The organism is Methylobacterium sp. UNCCL125 (genome assembly GCF_900116795.1).
GTDB classification, from domain to species: domain Bacteria; phylum Pseudomonadota; class Alphaproteobacteria; order Rhizobiales; family Beijerinckiaceae; genus Methylobacterium; species Methylobacterium fujisawaense.
In genome coordinates this window covers 17,809-33,738 of sequence record NZ_FPBW01000035.1, presented here as the reverse complement: position 1 = coordinate 33,738, position 15,930 = coordinate 17,809, and the positions used below count along the sequence as shown (strand labels likewise).

Genomic DNA, 15,930 nt, shown 5'->3' with positions numbered 1-15,930 from the left:
CCGCGGGTCTCGTGTCGTCAATCGTTCGGGCCGGTCAGGCGGCGGTGCGCTTGCGGGCTTCCTGCTTCGTGTCGACGCCGGCCGCTTTGATCTCGGACAGCTTCTGCGCGACGTTGCGCGAGAACACGAACTCGGCCGGGCGCTGGTTCTCCAGGCTGACCTCGGGGGCCATCGCGCCGTCGGTCTTGATGCCGCGGATCGCGTGCACCAGCGGCTTCCAGGGCTTGCGGACCGAATCGACCACCGAGGAGGCCTCGTAGCCCGAGTGGACCATGCAGTCGGCGCACTTCTCGTAGTTGCCGGTGCCGTAGGAATCCCAGTCGGTGGTCTCCATCAGCTCCTTGAAGGTCGCCGCGTAGCCCTCGCCGAGCAGGTAGCAGGGCTTCTGCCAGCCGAACACGGTGCGGGTCGGGTTGCCCCACGGGGTGCAATGGTAGGTCTGGTTGCCGGCCAGGAAGTCGAGGAACAGGCCCGACTGCTGGAAGGTCCACTTCTCGCGGCCCTTCTCCTTGCCGTGCCGGAACACGCCGCGGAACAGGTCCTTCGTCGCCTTGCGGTTCAGGAAGTGCTTCTGGTCGGGGGCGCGCTCGTAGGCGTAGCCGGGGGAGACGGTGATGCCGTCGATACCCATCCGGGTCACGCTGTCGAAGAAGTCGGCGATCTTCTCCGGCTGGGAATTGTTGAAGAAGGTGCAGTTGATGGTGACGCGGAAGCCCATCTCCTTGGCCTTCGCGATCGCCGCCACGGCCTTGTCGTAGACGCCGCGCTGGCACACCGACTGGTCGTGCATCTCCTTGTCGCCGTCCAGATGGATCGACCACGTGAAGTACGGGCTCGGCTTGTACTCCTTGATCTTCTTCTCGAGGAGCAGCGCGTTCGTGCAGACGATCGCGAACTTCTTCTGGGCGATGATGCCCTCGACGATCTGCGGCAGATCCTTGTGCAGGAGCGGCTCGCCGCCGGCGATCACCACCACCGGAGCGCCACACTCGCGCACCGATTCGAGGGCGTCGGCGACCGGCAGGCGCTTGTTCAGGATCTCGTCCGGATAGTCGATCTTGCCGCAGCCGGCGCAGGCCAGGTTACAGCGGAACAGCGGTTCCATCATCATCACAAGCGGGTAGCGCTTGCGGCCCGTGAGGTGCTGCTTCAGGATGTAGCCGCCGATCTTCGCGACGTACCGGAGGGGGATACCCAAGATTGCGGCTCCTTACTTCGTCGACCCCGGGGCATTGGGGTGCTTAACGCGAAAAAATCTCGAATTCCAGCGATCTAGCTTGGAACTAATCTGAAACGACCCCGTTTCGGCGAGGTCATGACATCTTATCCTGCTCCTGACGCAACGGCGCCACACGCACCGCTCCCGCGGGATCCGTGGGCGGAGACGTCCGATCGTTGAGGACAGCACGTGCATTGCGTCGGCAATACGACCGGAATCCCAAGATTCTGGTGGCCGCGCCAGGATCGCCGTGCGCTAGCGCACACGGACAGGCGCGGGACGCGCGCCACAGCGGCCGCGTTGCAATCTGGCATCGCCCTCTTTACTGAGCCTCGTGGCCGCGATGCAAGTCCCGGCCCGCGGCGGGTGACCCGACCGCGGACCGCATCATCGGGCGGAATCGGGTCCTGGACGCGCACGGCGTGGCCAGAACGGGCAGTGCGGCGTTCCTCGAACCCGATGCGCACCCGACCGGATCGCGGCGCGATCGGCCGGCGGAGACCGGGGCCCGTCCGTGTCGGTGGGCGGGGTCTGGACCGGACGAATGACAGGAGCCGGTCGCGCATGGGGCGCGTCCGATGCGAACAGGCAGGGTGCTCGTGATCGAAAGTCTCGTCGCGTTCTCGGTGCGGTATCGGTGGATCGTGATCGCCTTCACGGCGTTCGTCACGGTCGCGAGCCTCGGGGTCGCGGCACACCTGTTCCGAATCAACACGGATGTCGAGCGGCTGATCGACCCGAAGGAGCCGTGGCGGCAGGACGAGATCAATTTCGAGAAGGCGTTCCCGCAGCGCAGCAACACGATCGTCGCGGTGATCAACGGCGAGACGCCCGAGGAGACCGAGGAGGCGGCCGCCAACCTCGCCAAGGCGCTGACCGCCCACAAGAACCTGATCGAGACGGTCTACCGGCCCGATGGCGGCCCGTTCTTCAACAAGAACGGCCTGCTGCTGATGTCGCAGGCGGACCTCGATAAGACCCTCGAAGCGCTGACCCAGCAGCAGGGCCTGCTCGGGCCGCTCGCCGCCGATCCGTCCCTGCGGGGCGTGATGCGGGTGCTGACGCTGGGCGCCCGCGGCGTGAAGACCGGCGACGCCAAGCTCGAGGATCTCGAGAAGCCCATGGGGCAGATCGACGACACGCTGCAGAAGGTGCTGGCCGGCAAGCCGGCGCGGATGTCGTGGCAGGAGCTGCTGTCGGGGGGCCAGACCAGCGTCACCGACAAGATGAAGTTCGTGGTGATCCAGCCGGTCCTCGACTTCAACGCCCTGGAGCCCGGCTACCAGGCGACCAAGCTGATCCGCAACGTCGCGAAGGATCTGGGGATCGACGGGCAGAACGGCCTGCGCATGCGCCTGACCGGCACGGTGGCGGTGGCGGACGAGGAGTTCGCGACGCTGTCGGAGGATGCGGGCCTCAACAACAGCATCATCGTCGGCGCGATCGTGCTGTTCCTGTGGCTGGCCCTGCGCTCGGGCAAGCTCGTCGGCGCGGTGATCATCACCACCTTCGCGGGTCTCGTGGTCACGGCCGCCCTGGGCCTCGTCATGGTCAAGGAGCTGAACCCGATCTCGGTGGCCTTCGCGGCCCTGTTCGTCGGGCTCGGCATCGATTTCGGCATCCAGTTCTCGGTGCGCTACCGGGCGGACCGCTACGAGCAGCCGACCCTGGAGAGCGCGATCCGCGCCGCCGCCCGCGGGGTCGGCTGGTCTCTGACGCTCGCCGCGGTGTCGCTGGTCGCGGGCTTCTTCGCCTTCCTGCCCACGGCCTTCCGGGGCGTGTCGGAGCTCGGCCTGATCGCCGGCGTCGGCATGGTCGTGGCCTTCCTGTTCTCCCTGACGCTGCTGCCCGCGCTGATCGCGGTGTTCAAGCCCGTGGGCGAGAAGGCGGCGGTGCAGACCAACTGGCTCGTCGGCGTCGATCCGTGGATCATCCAGCACCGCAAGCCGATCCTGATCGGCGTCGGCCTCGTGACCCTGGCCGGGGCGCCTCTGCTCTGGCACCTGCCGTTCGACTCGAACCCGATGCACCTGCGCAGCCCCAAGACGCAGTCCATCGCGACCTATCTGGACCTGATCAAGAATCCCGAGACCAGCCCGAACTTCATCGACGTGCTGGCGCCGAGCGTCGACGCAGTCCCGGCGCTGTCGAAGACGCTTCTGGCCCTTCCGGTCACCGCCTCGGTCAACAGCATCGACACGTTCGTCCCGCGCGACCAGGACAAGAAGCTGGCCCAGGTCGCCGATACGGCCCAGCTCCTCGACCCGGTGCTCAATCCCGGCCGCCGGCCGCCGCCGCCGACCGACGCCGACAACGTCAAGGCGCTCAAGGACGCCGCCGCGGCGCTCAACGGCCTCTCGACCGACGCCAAGGGCGACGCGAAGGGCGCCCAGGAGGCCAAGCGCCTCGCCGGCACCCTCGACAAGCTCGCCGCCGGCCCGGTGCAGATGCGCGAGGCGGCTTCGGTTGCGCTGACCAAGGACCTCGTGCCGCTGCTGGCGCGCCTGCGCGACCTGCTGCATCCCGAGAAGATCACGCTGGAGAACCTGCCGCCGCAGCTCAAGGCCGACTGGGTGGCGGCGGACGGGCGTGCGCGCATCGAGGTCCACCCCAAGGGTGATTCGAACGACGACACGGTGCTGCGCCGCTTCTCGGACGAGGTCCTGAAGGTCGCCCCGCACGCCACCGGTGCGCCCGTGGCCACGACGCAGTCGAGCTACACGATCCTGGGCGCCTTCGTGCAGGCGGCGGTGACGGCCTTCGTGCTGATCTTCGTCATCCTGTCGGTCGCCCTGCGGAAACCCTGGGACGTGGCGATGACCCTCGGCCCGCTGGTGATCGCGACCCTCTGGACGCTCATGGCGATGCGCATCGTCGGCATGCCGCTGAACTTCGCCAACATCATCGCCCTGCCGCTGATGCTCGCGGTCGGCGTGGCGTTCCACATCTACTACGTGATCGCGTGGCGGGCGGGCGTGACCGACATGCTCGCCTCCAGCCTGACCCGGGCGATCTTCTTCTCCGCGCTGACCACCGGCAGCGCCTTCGGATCGCTGGTCTTGTCGAGCCATCCGGGCACGGCGAGCATGGGCAAGCTGCTGGCGCTGTCGCTGTTCTTCACCCTGGTGGCGGCGTTCTTCGTCGTGCCGGCAACCCTCGGTGAGCCGCCGGCGCAGCCCGACGATGACCGTCCGGAAGCCGAGAAGGCGGCTGGCGCGGCCCTGCGCAAGACCGCCCCGCACCAGGATCCGGTGCCGGCCAAATAGGACGGGCCGAGTCGCGCCGGCCGGTCGCGGCCGGCGCGACGGAAGGCCTCAGAGGGCCTTCTCGAAGAAATGGTCCGGGTAGGGGTCGTCATTGAACCGGTCGATCTCCACCCAGCCCGATCGCCGGTAGAGCGTCAGGGCCTCGGGGAGGGCACTGTTGGTGTCGAGCCGCAGCGTCCGGATCCCGAGGTCGCGGGCGGCCACCTCGGCCGCCTGCATCAGCCGCTTGGCAAGGCCCAGCCCGCGGGCCGCGGGATCGATCCAGAGCCGCTTGATCTCCGCGACCGCGCCGCCGTTCCCCTTGAGCCCGACGCATCCGACCGGCAGGCCGTCGCCGCTCGCGAGCAGGAACACGCCGCGTGGGCGCACCATGGCGGCAACCTCGGGATCGCACGACCGCGCGACGTCGAACCCGCCGGCGAATCGGCTGGCCAGCTCGGCGTAGTAGGCGTCGAGGCAGGCGCGGGACGCCGCGCCGGTCGGATCAGTCTCCGTGATGGCGATGGCGTCGTGGCCGAGAACCAGGGCGACCCGGTCCATGGCGTGCAGGAGCGCGTCCACCTGCGGCGCGCGCTCCAGCAGGGCGACGGCGCGGGCATCCGACAGCGCCTCGTAGGCCGCGAACTCGCTCCGCCCGGCCTCGGTCAGCGACGCGATCCGGCGACGGGCATCCGCGGGATGCGGCGCCGTCGCGACCAGTCCCTCCTCCTCCAGGCCCCGCAGGAGACGGCTCATCAGGCCGGAATCGAGGCCGAGATAGGTGCGGATCGCGCCGACCTCCGTGCGCCCGGCCCCGATCGCGTTCAGGACGCGTGCGGCCCCCAGGGGACGGCCCCGGCCGAGGAACGAGGAGTCGAGCGCACCGACCTCGGCGGTGACGGCACGGGCGAACCGGCGGACACGGGCGATCTCGGCGGACGTCATTTTATCTGACTAAAGTCAGATATCGGCGCTGGTCAAGTGAGGAAGTCGGAGAAGCCGCCGCGGATCGCGCCCGAGGCTTCGGCTGCCGCGCGGGAGGCGGGGGCGGTCAGCGCATCGCGCTCGTCGGCATAGCGGTAGCCCGGCGCCTCGCCCGGGAAGCCGCCGCCGGTGGCCGGATGGGTGTAGAGTTCGGTCAGGCCGTCGGGGAGCTGGGCCAGCAGCGCCGCGACGCGCACCGGTGTCATGGCGCCGGACCAGGCCAGGCCGAGGGTGCGGTCGGGGATCAGCAGCCCGGCCTGACGGGCGCGCACGGCGAGCAGCGCCGCCCAGGGGGCGATGTCGAGGGCGGCCCGCGGCCGCGCTCCGGGCTCGGCGCGGCGCAGGATCTCCCGCGGCTCCCGGGGCACCCGCAGGGCGCGCATGCCGAAGTCGCGGCCGATGCGTAGCACCGCGCCCGCGATCAGCGGATGGACGTGGAAATGCTTGTGGGCGTTGACATGGTCCAGCGGCAGGCCGGTCGCCCGGTAGGCCTCGAATTGGGCGCGGATCTCGGCCGCGAGCTGCCGCCGGGCGGCGGGCTTGCGGGCGAAGTCGAGGCCGAGGCGCCCCATGTCGGCGCGCATCAGGCCGGCCGCGTCGGTCAGGTCGGGCAGGTCCGCGGCGGGGAGGGTGGGCCACGCCTCGACGAGGACGAGGTGCAGCCCGACCCGCAGGGACGGCATCCGCCGGGCCCGCGCCACCGCGTCGGCGGCGGCCGGCGCCGAGACCATCAGGCTCGCCGCCGTGAGGATCCCGTCGCGATGGGCCTGCTCGACGGCCTCGTTGACCTCGGGGCTCAGCCCGAAATCGTCCGCGGTGACGACCAGACGCTTCACGCAAACCTCGTAACGGGTGTCGAGAGGGCGTGCCCTCTCGCGGGTCCAGGGCGGAGCCCTGGGTAGGGGACGGGGCTCTGCCCCGCTCCCCGCCGGGGCCGTAGGCCCCGGACCCCTGACTTAAGCCGCCTTGGCGGTGCCCTGACGCTCCTTGAGGAAGCGGTAGAACTCGACGCCCTCGCGCAGGCGGCGCTTCATCATGTCGGGCGAGCGCACCATCTCGCTCACGATCGAGGCGATCTTCGGCGCCCGGAAGTAGAACTTCTTGTAGAACTCCTCGACCGAGGTGAAGATCTCGGTGTGCGAGAGGTGCGGGTAGTGCAGCGGCGCGACCTGCACGCCGTTCTCGTCGACGAGTTCGGCGTTCTCGATGTCGAGCCAGCCGTTCTCCACCGCCTGCTTGTACAGGAACGTGCCCGGGTAGGGCGCGGCCAGGGAGACCTGGATCGTGTGCGGGTTGATCCGCTTGGCGAAGGCGATCGTCTCCTGGATCGTCTCCTTGGTCTCGCCCGGCAGGCCGAGGATGAAGGTGCCGTGGATGGCGATGCCCAGGTCGTGGCAATCCTTGGTGAACTTCTCGGCGACCTCGACCCGCATGCCCTTCTTGATGTTGTGCAGGATGGTCTGGTTGCCGGACTCGTAGCCGACCAGCAGCAGGCGCAGGCCGTTCTCCTTGAGCACCTTCAGGGTCTCGCGCGGCACGTTCGCCTTGGCGTTGCACGACCACGTGACGCCAAGCTTGCCGAGCTCGCGGGCGATCTCCTCGGCGCGCGGGAGGTTGTCGGTGAAGGTGTCGTCGTCGAAGAAGAACTCCTTGGTCTGCGGGAACTCCTTCAGGCAGTACTTGATCTCTTCGATCACGTGGGCGACCGAGCGGGTGCGGTAGGTGTGGCCGCCGACCGTCTGCGGCCAGAGGCAGAAGGTGCAGCGGCTCTTGCAGCCCCGGCCGGAGTAGAACGAGATGTAGGGGTGCTTCAGGTAGCCGATGAAGTACTTCTCCATCTCCAGGTCGCGCTTGTAGACGCTGGTGACGAAGGGCAGCTGGTCCATGTCGGTCATGATCTCGCGGTCCTCGTTATGGACCACGACACCGTTGGCGTCGCGATAGGACAGGCCCTTGATCTCCGACATCGGGACGCCCTCGGCGACTTCCTTGACGGTGAAGTCGAACTCGTTGCGGGCGCAGAAATCGACCACCGGGGCCTGGGCCATGGCGCCGGCGGCGTCGACCGCGACCTTGGCGCCGATCAGGCCGGCGATCAGCTTCGGGTTGGCGGCCTTCAGCGCCTCGATCGTCTTCACGTCGGACTTGAACGACGGCACCGAGGTGTGGAGCACGACGAGGTCGAAATCGTTGGCCTGGGCCACGATCTCGGGAAGCTTGATGTTGTGCGGCGGCGCGTCGATCAGCTTCGAATTCGGCACCAGGGCGGCCGGCTGGGCCAGCCAGGTCGGGTACCAGAACGACTTGATCTCGCGCTTGGCTTGATAGCGGGAGCCGGCACCGCCGTCGAAACCGTCGAAGGTGGGGGCCTGGAGGAAGAGCGTGCGCATGGGGTTCAAGGCCTCAGGGCAATGCCGGGGGGAGGGGGAAGGAAGCGAGAGCCGGGATCAGCGGGTGGGCGCGCCGGCATCGCGGCCGAGTTCGGCGTCCGGGATCAGGGTGCCATCCGCAACCACGTGATAATCGTGACCTTTCCATGTCACCGCCCCCGACACGAAGGCCCAGGAGAAGTTCAGGAAGGAGAGGATGTCGCGGATCGGCAACAGTCCGTAGGGGTGCGGAGCCAAGCCGAAGGCACGCTCCAGTTGCCGACAGAGCAGGACCCGACTCGCCAGCGCCGCAGCGGCGACCCAGAGCGCGCCGGTGCCGGCGCCGGGCAGGAGGGCGCCCAGCAGGGCGAGGGGGAAGGCGTGGGTGACGATCGAGCCGGCATAGCCGGCCGGATCGACGGTGCGGATGGTGCGGTTCCAGCGCAGCTCGTGCCGCCACAGGCCGGCGAGGTCGGTGTCGACGCTGGTATGGCCGATGGTGAAGCTGGGGATCGCCACACGGCCCCCGAGGCCGCGCAGGGCGGCGCCGATGGCGTAATCGTCCGCGAGATCGTTGCGGAAGGTGCGGAAGCCCCCCACCGCCTCGAGGCTCGCCCGGGTGAAGGCCACGGTGGAGCCGAAGCAGGGCTTCGCCAATCCGAGGCTCAGGCCCATCACCACGTTGGGCAGGAACTGCGTGTCGATCGCGAGCGTCGAGAGCTGGTCGTAGAGGCCGCGATACGCGGGCACGCCGTGATACAGGCAGGTGACGCCCGTGACGCCGTCCTGCGACAGCTCCGCCACGAGGCGCTCCAGATAGTCGGGGCCGACCACCATGTCGCTGTCGGCCAACACCACCACGTCGTGGGCGATGGCCTCGGCCATGTTGATCAGGTTCGAGACCTTCCGGTTCGAGCCGTGCTGGCGGCTGTCGATCACGAGGTCGATGCGGGCATCGGGATAGGCCTGCTGCAGCCGCTCCACCACGCCGATCGCCGGATCGGTGGTCCTCTGGACGCCGAACAGGATCTGGACCGGCCCGGCATAGTCCTGGCGCAGCACGGTCTCGAGATTCGCGTAGAGGTTCGGCTCGAGACCGCAGAGCGGCTTGAGGACGGTCACGGAAGGCCGGGCCGCGCCGCCGGCAAGCACCGGGGGGCGGCGTGCCGCGTAGCGGCCGGCGCAGACGGCGGCGGCCAAGCCGTAGACGCAGCCCGCCGCCGCCAGGATCAGGCAGAGCAGCGAAAGCCACGAGAGGCCGAGCAGCGCCAGCGAAGAGACATCCATCCGGTCGGATCCGTGCGGTCGTCCGGCCGCCTCAGGCGGCGAAGGCCGCGAACGGCCGGTTCAAGTCGGCACTGGCGGAGACGACGCTCACGGCGTCGGCTTCGCGGCGAGCATGCCGTCGGCCCGCGCCCGAAGGAACTTCACGACGCCGTCGGCCCCCCCGGATTTCAGCGGCGCCGACAGGGCGTTGCGCTGCGCGGCGATCTCGCTGACATCGCCGTTGAGCAGCACGTCCTGGATGCGGTTGTCGGCGTTGACCACGAAGTCCACGGCGGAATCGTCGCCATCCGCCGCGGTGACGCGGGTCGGCACCACGCGCTGGGCGCCGCGCTCCTCGATCTTCGGGGTCACCTCGAACTTGCCGCCGGCGGCGCGGGCCAGCCGGTTGGCGTAGGTGACGGTCAGGCTGCGCTTGAAGGCGTCGATCACCGCCGCCTGCTGCTCCGGGGTGAAGCTCGACCATTTCGAGCCCACGGCGATGCGGGTCATGGCGGGAAAATCGAACGCCTTCTCGATCGCCGGCCCGACGGCCTCGACCCGCGCCGGCAGGGGGCTCGGGCCATCCTTCAGCGCCGCCGCGAAGGCGGCGTAGAGGTCGCGCACGGTCTGAACGGCGGCCTCGTCGGCAGCCCAGGCGGGACCCGCGGCGAGCAGGGGCAGGGCCAAGGGAACGGTGATCGAGGGAACGGTGCTCAAGGGAGCGGCGACGAGGGCGGCCGCGAGCCGGCGGGTCAGGCGCACTTCTTCAACTCCTCGCCGTCACCGAGCCGCGACCCCATGCGCGGCGGGGCGTAGCTGTAGAACGGCCCCAGCGTCGCGGGCGGCGCGATCCTCTTGGCCTTGCGTCCGGCCTCCGGCACCGGCTCGCGCTCCTCCTCCTCGGGCGCCTCGGACCGGAGCTTGGACTCGATCCGGTGCCAGAGCAGGAGGCTCGGGAGCCCGACGCCGAGATCGGCGAAGCGCTTGACCAGGGAGAGGGCGAGCGCCGCCTCGGCCGGGATATCGAACAGGCCGCAGAGGGCGATCAGGCCGCCCTCCTGCGCGCCGAGGGCACCGGGCACCGCGAAGGCCGCGCCGCGCACCGCCTGGGCGAGGCTCTCGATCATCAGCGCCTGCGCGAAATCGATGGGATAGCCCATGAAGCGCAGGCAGACGTAGACCTCCAGCGTTCCGATCACCCAGCCGGCGAGGTGCACCGCCAGAGCCAGCGCGAAACGCCCGTGGTTGCCGTAGAGCCGGCGCAGGCTGTCGTAGAGCTGGTCGATCGCGCCGAAGGCGCGCCATTCGCGCCCCGAGGCGAAGCGGCTGAGCAGCCCCTGGATCAGGCGGTGCCCGGCCCGCCGCTGGATCAGGTAGAAGGCGCCGAGGGCCGGGACCGCCAGGGCCAGGCCGCCCTCGACCGTGTGGGCGATCGGGCCGTCGCCGGAGATCAGGACCAGTAGGGCGAGGCCGACCACGGTGAACAGGAGCTGTGTCAGCGCCTGGGTCATCAGATCGACGAACATGCTGGCGCCCGCGAGCGCGCCGGGGACGTTGCGCTTCGACAGGAGGCGCGCGCCGACGAAGTCGCCGCCGACGGTGGCAACGGGCAGCAGCGTGTTGATGCCCTCACGGACGAAGCGGAGGGACACGCAGTCGGCGAGCTTGGCCGCGGCCCGCGGAAAGACCACGTACCAGCCGAGCCCCGCCCAGGCGACGGCCACGATGCGGGCGAGCACCACCAGGGCGGCGCCCCAGCCGGCGCTCACGACGGCGGCCGACACATCCTCCAGTCCGGAGGACATGAACAGGCCGACGACCGTGCACAGACCGGCGATCGAGGCCAGGGTCGTGAGGCGCTTCATTGTCGTCTTTCAAGCTCGCAAAAGGCTTGATGCGGGAAATCGGTCACGGTCGCGGCAGAAATAGGTCCGTCGGCCCGGGAACGTTTCTGTCACGTTGCAGCACGGATTAGCGGTGTCTATCACCCGTTTGACACACCGGGTGCCAAAGCGGCGCGGGGCTTGAGCGCCTACGCAGAAGGCCGCGGCACGTCGCAGAAGGGGCACACGTCATGGAGCGCGAATCACCGATCACGGCCCTCGAGGCCGTGACCGACGAAACGCATGCCGGCGGCCTTACGGGCAGAATGGAACCGGGTGTCCCGGCCCCCCAGTCCCCGGTCATGGCCTGGAACGAGTGGGATCCGCTGGAGGAGGTGATCGTCGGCTCCCTCGACGGCGCCACGATCCCGACCCATCACCTCACGGTGATCTTCAACCTGCCGCGCGCCGCGCAGCCGTTCTACCGGCTGGCGAGCGGGTGGAAGTATCCGAAGTTCATGAAGAAGCTCGCCCAGGCCGAGCTCGACAACTTCATCACCATCCTGGCCGGCGAGGGCGTGAAGGTCCGCCGCCCGGACGCGGTGGACTTCTCCAAGAAGTTCAAGGCCCCGCGCTGGTCCTCCCGTGGCTTCTGCGTGGCCTGCCCGCGCGACCCGTATCTCGTCATCGGCGACGAGATCATCGAGAGCCCGATGTGCTGGCGCTCGCGCTACTTCGAGGGCGACGCCTACCGGTCGCTGTTCAAGGAATACTTCCGCGCCGGCGCCCGCTGGACCTCGGCCCCGCGGCCGCAGCTCACGGACGACCTCTACAACTACGATTACCGGGTGCCGAACCTGAAGGCCGGCGAGCCCATGCAGTTCACGGTGAACGAGTTCGAGCCGGTCTTCGACGCCGCCGACTTCGTCCGCTGCGGCCGCGACCTGTTCGTCACCCGCTCCAACGTGACGAACCTGATGGGCATCGAGTGGCTGCGCCGCCACCTCGGCCCGGGCTTCCGCATCCACGAGATCGAGAGCCGCTGCCCGCAGCCGATGCACATCGACTCGTCGTTCATGCCGCTGGCCCCCGGCAAGGTGCTGGTGAACCCGGACTACGTCGACGTCGAGAAGCTGCCGGCGGTCCTCAAGAAGTGGGACGTGCTGATCGCCCCGCGCCCCGACCCGGTCGAGGGCTTCATGAGCAAGATCTCGATGTGCTCGCCCTGGACCTCGATCAACGTCCTGGCGATCACCGAGAAGAAGATCGTCGTCGACCAGAGCCAGCCGACGCTGATCAAGGCTCTGAAGGATTGGGGCTTCGACCCGATCCCGGCGCCGTTCCTCAGCTACGGCCCGTTCGGCGGCTCGTTCCACTGCGCGACCCTCGACGTCCGCCGCCGCGGGGTGCTGAAGTCGTACTTCTAGGACCGGTCCACGCCGACGACCGTCATCGCCGGTCGTCGGCGATCGCCGGAGATCCGAACCACGCCCCCGCATCCTGAGGCGGCGGGCGATCAACGATCGCTCGGCACCCCAGGATGAGATCGAGGACGGGATTGGCCGGTCGAGCACGCCGTCAGATGCATCCGCGCCGGCACGCAGACGACCGGACTTTCACGGCGCGGACATCCCCTTGATCAGCGCCGTGTTGAATCCCTCGGGGTCGGACATCTGCGGCGCGTGGCCCAGGGCCGGGAACTCCACGAGCCTGGCCCCCGGGATCGCCTGGGCGGCCGCCTTGCCGAGCTCCGGGTAGTTCCCGAGCCGGCCCCGCACCTCCGGCGGGGCGAGGTCCTTGCCGATCGCCGTGTTGTCCTTCTGGCCGATCATCAGCAGGGTCGGCACCGCGATCTGCGGGAACCGGTAGACCACCGGCTCGGTGACGATCATGTCGTAGAGGAGCGCCGAATCCCAGGCGACCGCCTCCTTGCCGGGGCCGCCGTTGAGACCCGCCAGCATCGTCACCCAGGGCTCGTAGCGGGGCTCCCACTGGCCGGCATAGTAGGTCGCCGTCTCGTAGGCCCGGATCGACTCCGCCGTCACCTTCAGCTCGCGCTCGTACCAGTGCTCCACCGAGGTCGGCGGCACGCCCTTGGCGGCCCAGTCCTCCAGGCCGATCGGGTTGACCAGCACGAGCTGCTCCACCGCCTTGGGGTAGAGCAGGGCGTAATGGGCGGCCAGCATGCCGCCCGTGGAATGGCCGACCAGGACCGGACGCTCGATCCCGAGCTTGGCCAGGAGGGCGTGGGTGTTCTCGGCGAGCTGCGGGAAGGTGAACTGGTAGGCCGCCGGCTTGCTCGACTTGCAGAAACCGATCTGGTCCGGCGCGATCACCCGGTACCCGGCGGCGCTGAGCGCCCGAATCTGGCTCTCCCAGGTGGCGGCGCAGAAGTTCTTGCCGTGCAGCAGCACGGCGGTGCGGCCGTTCGGCGTCGCCGGTCGGACGTCGAGATAGGCCATCTGCAGCGGCTGGCGCTGCGAGGTGAACAGGAACCGCTCCACTGGGAACGGGTAGGCGAAGCCCTCGAGTTCAGGCCCGTAGGTCGGCTGCGGTTGCGGCTCCGCGGAGACGCCGCCGGGCAGCGCCAGGGCCAGGAGGGCGGAGGCGAGGACGGTTCGAAGCATGGCCGCGACGGAGCCTGATCTGCGAGCGGCGTGCGGCGCCGCGCCGCCCGCTCAGATCGGGCATCCAGGATGCCCTGTCCATGCGCAGTCGGCATTTGTCGCGCCGCGGCTACGCGGCTGGGGCAACCCGCGCTATCTGCTGCGTGCCGACCTGTCCTGCCGCGGATTTCCCCATGCTGCGCCTCTCCGCTCTGACTGTCTTCGTCGGCGTGTTCAGTCTCGGATCCGCACCAGCCCGCGCCGCCGACGCCTGCGACACGCTCGCCGCGACGGTGATCCGCGCGACCGGAGCCTCCCTGGCCGGTCGGACGGGCCCCGTCGCGGTATTCCGGGCGCAGGATGCCGAGCGGATGAGCCTCGATTGCCGCGCCCCCGCCCGGCTCACCGTGGCGTCCCTCGATCGCGAGCCGCCCCCGGGCTACTTCATCCTGATCGGCCGCGCGGCGCGGGCGCTGGCCGGGGCTGACGCCGCCTCGGCCGAGGTTCTGGCGCTCAACCTCCACCAGGCCAGCCTTCTGGCGCAGGCCCCGCGCCGGGGCGGGATCGGCCCGATCCTGATGCTGTGCGAGACCGGGCCCCGGACCGATGGCCTGAGGGACGACCTCACCGTCTGCCGGCTGGCCCACAGGCCCGGGCTTTCGCGGATCCGCCGCGCGGGCTAGACCGGCCCGCATGTCGCAGATCGAGACACCCGGCCCCGTCGTCCAAGTCGGCGGCGTCCGCTTCGCCAACCACCTGCCGCTGACGCTGATCGCCGGCCCATGCCAGCTCGAAGGGCGCCAGCACGCCCTGGAGATCGCCGCCGCCCTCAAGGAGATGGCCGCGGGCCTCGGCGTCGGTCTCGTGTTCAAGACCTCCTTCGACAAGGCCAACCGCACCTCCGGCAGCGCCGCCCGGGGCATCGGCCTCGACGGGGCGCTCCCGGTCTTCGCCGAGATCCGCGAAACCCTCGGGCTGCCGGTGCTGACCGACGTGCACGCCGCCGAGCAATGCGCCCCCGCCGCCGAGGCGGTGGACGTGCTCCAGATCCCCGCCTTCCTGTGCCGCCAGACCGACCTGCTGCTGGCCGCGGCCGCGACCGGCCGGGCGGTCAACATCAAGAAGGGTCAGTTCCTGGCGCCCTGGGACATGAAGCACGTCGCCGCCAAGGTGACGGAGGCCGGCAATCCCAACGTCATCGTCACCGAGCGCGGCGCCTCCTTCGGCTACAACACCCTGGTCTCGGACATGCGCAGTCTGCCGATCATGGCGCAGGTCACGCGGGGCGCGCCGGTGGTGTTCGACGCCACCCACTCGGTGCAGCAGCCCGGCGGCCAGGGGGCGAGTTCCGGCGGCCAGCGGGAATTCGTCGCCGTCCTCGCCCGCGCCGCCGTGGCGGTGGGCGTGGCGGGCGTGTTCATCGAGACGCATCCCGACCCGGACCGGGCCCCCTCAGACGGCCCCAACATGGTGGCGCTGAAGGACCTGCCGGCGCTGCTCGAGGAACTCCTCGCCTTCGACCGCCTCGCCAAGCGCCGGACCGCCTGAGCGGCTCAGGCGGCCTCCGGCTCCAGCACGTGGATCCGCAGGGGCTGGACGAGGCCGAACCGCCCGTCCGCCTCGCGCGCGGCCGCCTTGTGGAAAGCCTCCGCGATCACGGGGCGCCGGTCCCGGATGGTCGCGGCGCGGGCCGGGTCCACGGCGCTGACGCGGGCGAGGAAGGCGTCGAGGGACTCGAAGTGCTCCCGCCGCTCGACGGTCACGTCGCGGCGGCACGCGTAGCCGCGGCGGGCCAGGGCGTCGGCGATGGCCGCCTGGGCCGCGGCCCGGACCGCCGTCTCGTCCTCGATCGGCCGCAGGGCGTCGAAGAAGCTGCCCTCCGCCAGGGGCTCCACCACGACGAGCCGGCCGCCCGGGACCAGCACGCGCGCCGCCTCGGCGAGGGCGGCCGCCGGGTCCGGCACGTGGTGCAGGGCGTTCAGCATCACGGCGCCGTCGAAGCCGGCATCGGGGAAGGGCAGGGCCTCGCCGGTCGCGGACTCGAAGCGCGCCTCCGGCACGGTCTCCCGCGCCCGGGCGAGCGCCGCCCCACCGGGGTCGATGCCGGTGACCGCCGCGCCGGCGTCAGCCAGCCGGCGCGCGAGCGCCCCGGGCCCGCAGCCGATGTCGAGGATCCGCTTGCCGGGCAGGGGCGCGAAGCTGTCGCGGATCAGGGTCCAGGCATCCATCGTCGGTCCTCCGGACGGAACCGTAGCACGACCGCCCCGGAGGAGGGCGGATTTCCGCCGCCGGGCCCGGCCGATCGCCAATGCGCCGCCGTCGGGCCCCCGCGGCCACCGTCGCCGGCCGCGGCCGCGCCAGGCTCTTCGAAAGAGTTCGGGCGTGCTCCACAGGCGAACGCTCAAGCTTGACCGCAAT

13 protein-coding genes are annotated in these 15,930 nt (G+C 70.0%); 4 read left to right on the top strand and 9 right to left on the bottom strand.

Going from position 1 to position 15,930, the window contains the following annotated elements; translation table 11 throughout:
- Positions 1 to 34: 34 nt before the first annotated feature.
- Positions 35 to 1,198 (bottom strand): adenosyl-hopene transferase HpnH, encoded by a 1,164-nt coding sequence (hpnH, locus tag BM396_RS27060; RefSeq protein WP_043386340.1) that lies wholly within the window; start codon positions 1,196 to 1,198, stop codon positions 35 to 37.
- A 620-nt stretch (positions 1,199 to 1,818) separates the two neighbouring features.
- On the opposite strand from hpnH, the gene BM396_RS27055 reads away from it, so the two are divergent.
- Positions 1,819 to 4,485 (top strand): MMPL family transporter, encoded by a 2,667-nt coding sequence (locus BM396_RS27055; RefSeq protein ID WP_043386381.1) that lies wholly within the window; start codon positions 1,819 to 1,821, stop codon positions 4,483 to 4,485.
- A gap of 48 nt (positions 4,486 to 4,533) precedes the next feature.
- Here BM396_RS27055 and BM396_RS27050 read toward each other — a convergent pair whose 3' ends face one another.
- The 6 genes from BM396_RS27050 to BM396_RS27025 all read right to left on the bottom strand — a co-directional run bounded on the left by BM396_RS27050 (position 4,534) and on the right by BM396_RS27025 (position 10,948).
- On the bottom strand, positions 4,534 to 5,409 hold the full coding sequence (locus BM396_RS27050) for a bifunctional helix-turn-helix transcriptional regulator/GNAT family N-acetyltransferase (protein WP_043386339.1): 876 nt from the start codon (positions 5,407 to 5,409) through the stop codon (positions 4,534 to 4,536).
- 32 nt (positions 5,410 to 5,441) lie between these two features.
- A complete protein-coding gene (hpnK, locus tag BM396_RS27045) occupies positions 5,442 to 6,284 on the bottom strand; it encodes a hopanoid biosynthesis-associated protein HpnK (RefSeq protein WP_043386336.1) in 843 nt (280 codons plus the stop codon).
- 120 nt (positions 6,285 to 6,404) lie between these two features.
- Positions 6,405 to 7,838 (bottom strand): hopanoid biosynthesis associated radical SAM protein HpnJ, encoded by a 1,434-nt coding sequence (hpnJ, locus tag BM396_RS27040; RefSeq protein ID WP_043386333.1) that lies wholly within the window; start codon positions 7,836 to 7,838, stop codon positions 6,405 to 6,407.
- Positions 7,839 to 7,895: 57 nt separating this feature from the next.
- Positions 7,896 to 9,104 carry a bacteriohopanetetrol glucosamine biosynthesis glycosyltransferase HpnI gene (gene hpnI, locus BM396_RS27035; RefSeq protein ID WP_043350573.1) on the bottom strand — a complete coding sequence of 403 codons (1,209 nt, stop codon included), beginning with the start codon at positions 9,102 to 9,104 and terminating at the stop codon, positions 7,896 to 7,898.
- An 87-nt stretch (positions 9,105 to 9,191) separates the two neighbouring features.
- On the bottom strand, positions 9,192 to 9,845 hold the full coding sequence (locus BM396_RS27030; protein ID WP_043350575.1) for an MlaC/ttg2D family ABC transporter substrate-binding protein: 654 nt from the start codon (positions 9,843 to 9,845) through the stop codon (positions 9,192 to 9,194).
- Complete coding sequence (locus tag BM396_RS27025; RefSeq protein WP_043350577.1) at positions 9,836 to 10,948, bottom strand: flippase-like domain-containing protein; 1,113 nt, start codon at positions 10,946 to 10,948, stop codon at positions 9,836 to 9,838. The genes BM396_RS27030 and BM396_RS27025 overlap by 10 nt, the downstream gene beginning before the upstream one ends.
- Before the next feature lie 209 nt (positions 10,949 to 11,157).
- Here BM396_RS27025 and BM396_RS27020 point away from each other — a divergent pair, with 209 nt between their 5' ends.
- Entirely contained in the window at positions 11,158 to 12,333 is a 1,176-nt protein-coding gene (locus tag BM396_RS27020) for an amidinotransferase (RefSeq protein WP_043350578.1), read from the top strand.
- A 189-nt stretch (positions 12,334 to 12,522) separates the two neighbouring features.
- On the opposite strand, the gene BM396_RS27015 is transcribed toward BM396_RS27020, so the two are convergent.
- Complete coding sequence (locus BM396_RS27015; RefSeq protein ID WP_043386330.1) at positions 12,523 to 13,533, bottom strand: alpha/beta fold hydrolase; 1,011 nt, start codon at positions 13,531 to 13,533, stop codon at positions 12,523 to 12,525.
- Positions 13,534 to 13,706: 173 nt separating this feature from the next.
- On the opposite strand from BM396_RS27015, the gene BM396_RS27010 reads away from it, so the two are divergent.
- Together BM396_RS27010 and kdsA are read left to right on the top strand one after the other, a co-directional pair.
- Positions 13,707 to 14,195, top strand: a complete 489-nt coding sequence (locus tag BM396_RS27010; RefSeq protein ID WP_043386328.1) for a hypothetical protein — start codon at positions 13,707 to 13,709, stop codon at positions 14,193 to 14,195.
- A 10-nt stretch (positions 14,196 to 14,205) separates the two neighbouring features.
- A complete protein-coding gene (gene kdsA / locus BM396_RS27005) occupies positions 14,206 to 15,060 on the top strand; it encodes a 3-deoxy-8-phosphooctulonate synthase (protein WP_043386325.1) in 855 nt (284 codons plus the stop codon).
- A gap of 5 nt (positions 15,061 to 15,065) precedes the next feature.
- Here kdsA and BM396_RS27000 read toward each other — a convergent pair whose 3' ends face one another.
- Positions 15,066 to 15,740: a class I SAM-dependent methyltransferase gene (locus BM396_RS27000; protein ID WP_043386322.1), complete on the bottom strand. Its 675-nt coding sequence runs from the start codon at positions 15,738 to 15,740 to the stop codon at positions 15,066 to 15,068.
- Positions 15,741 to 15,930: the final 190 nt, after the last annotated feature.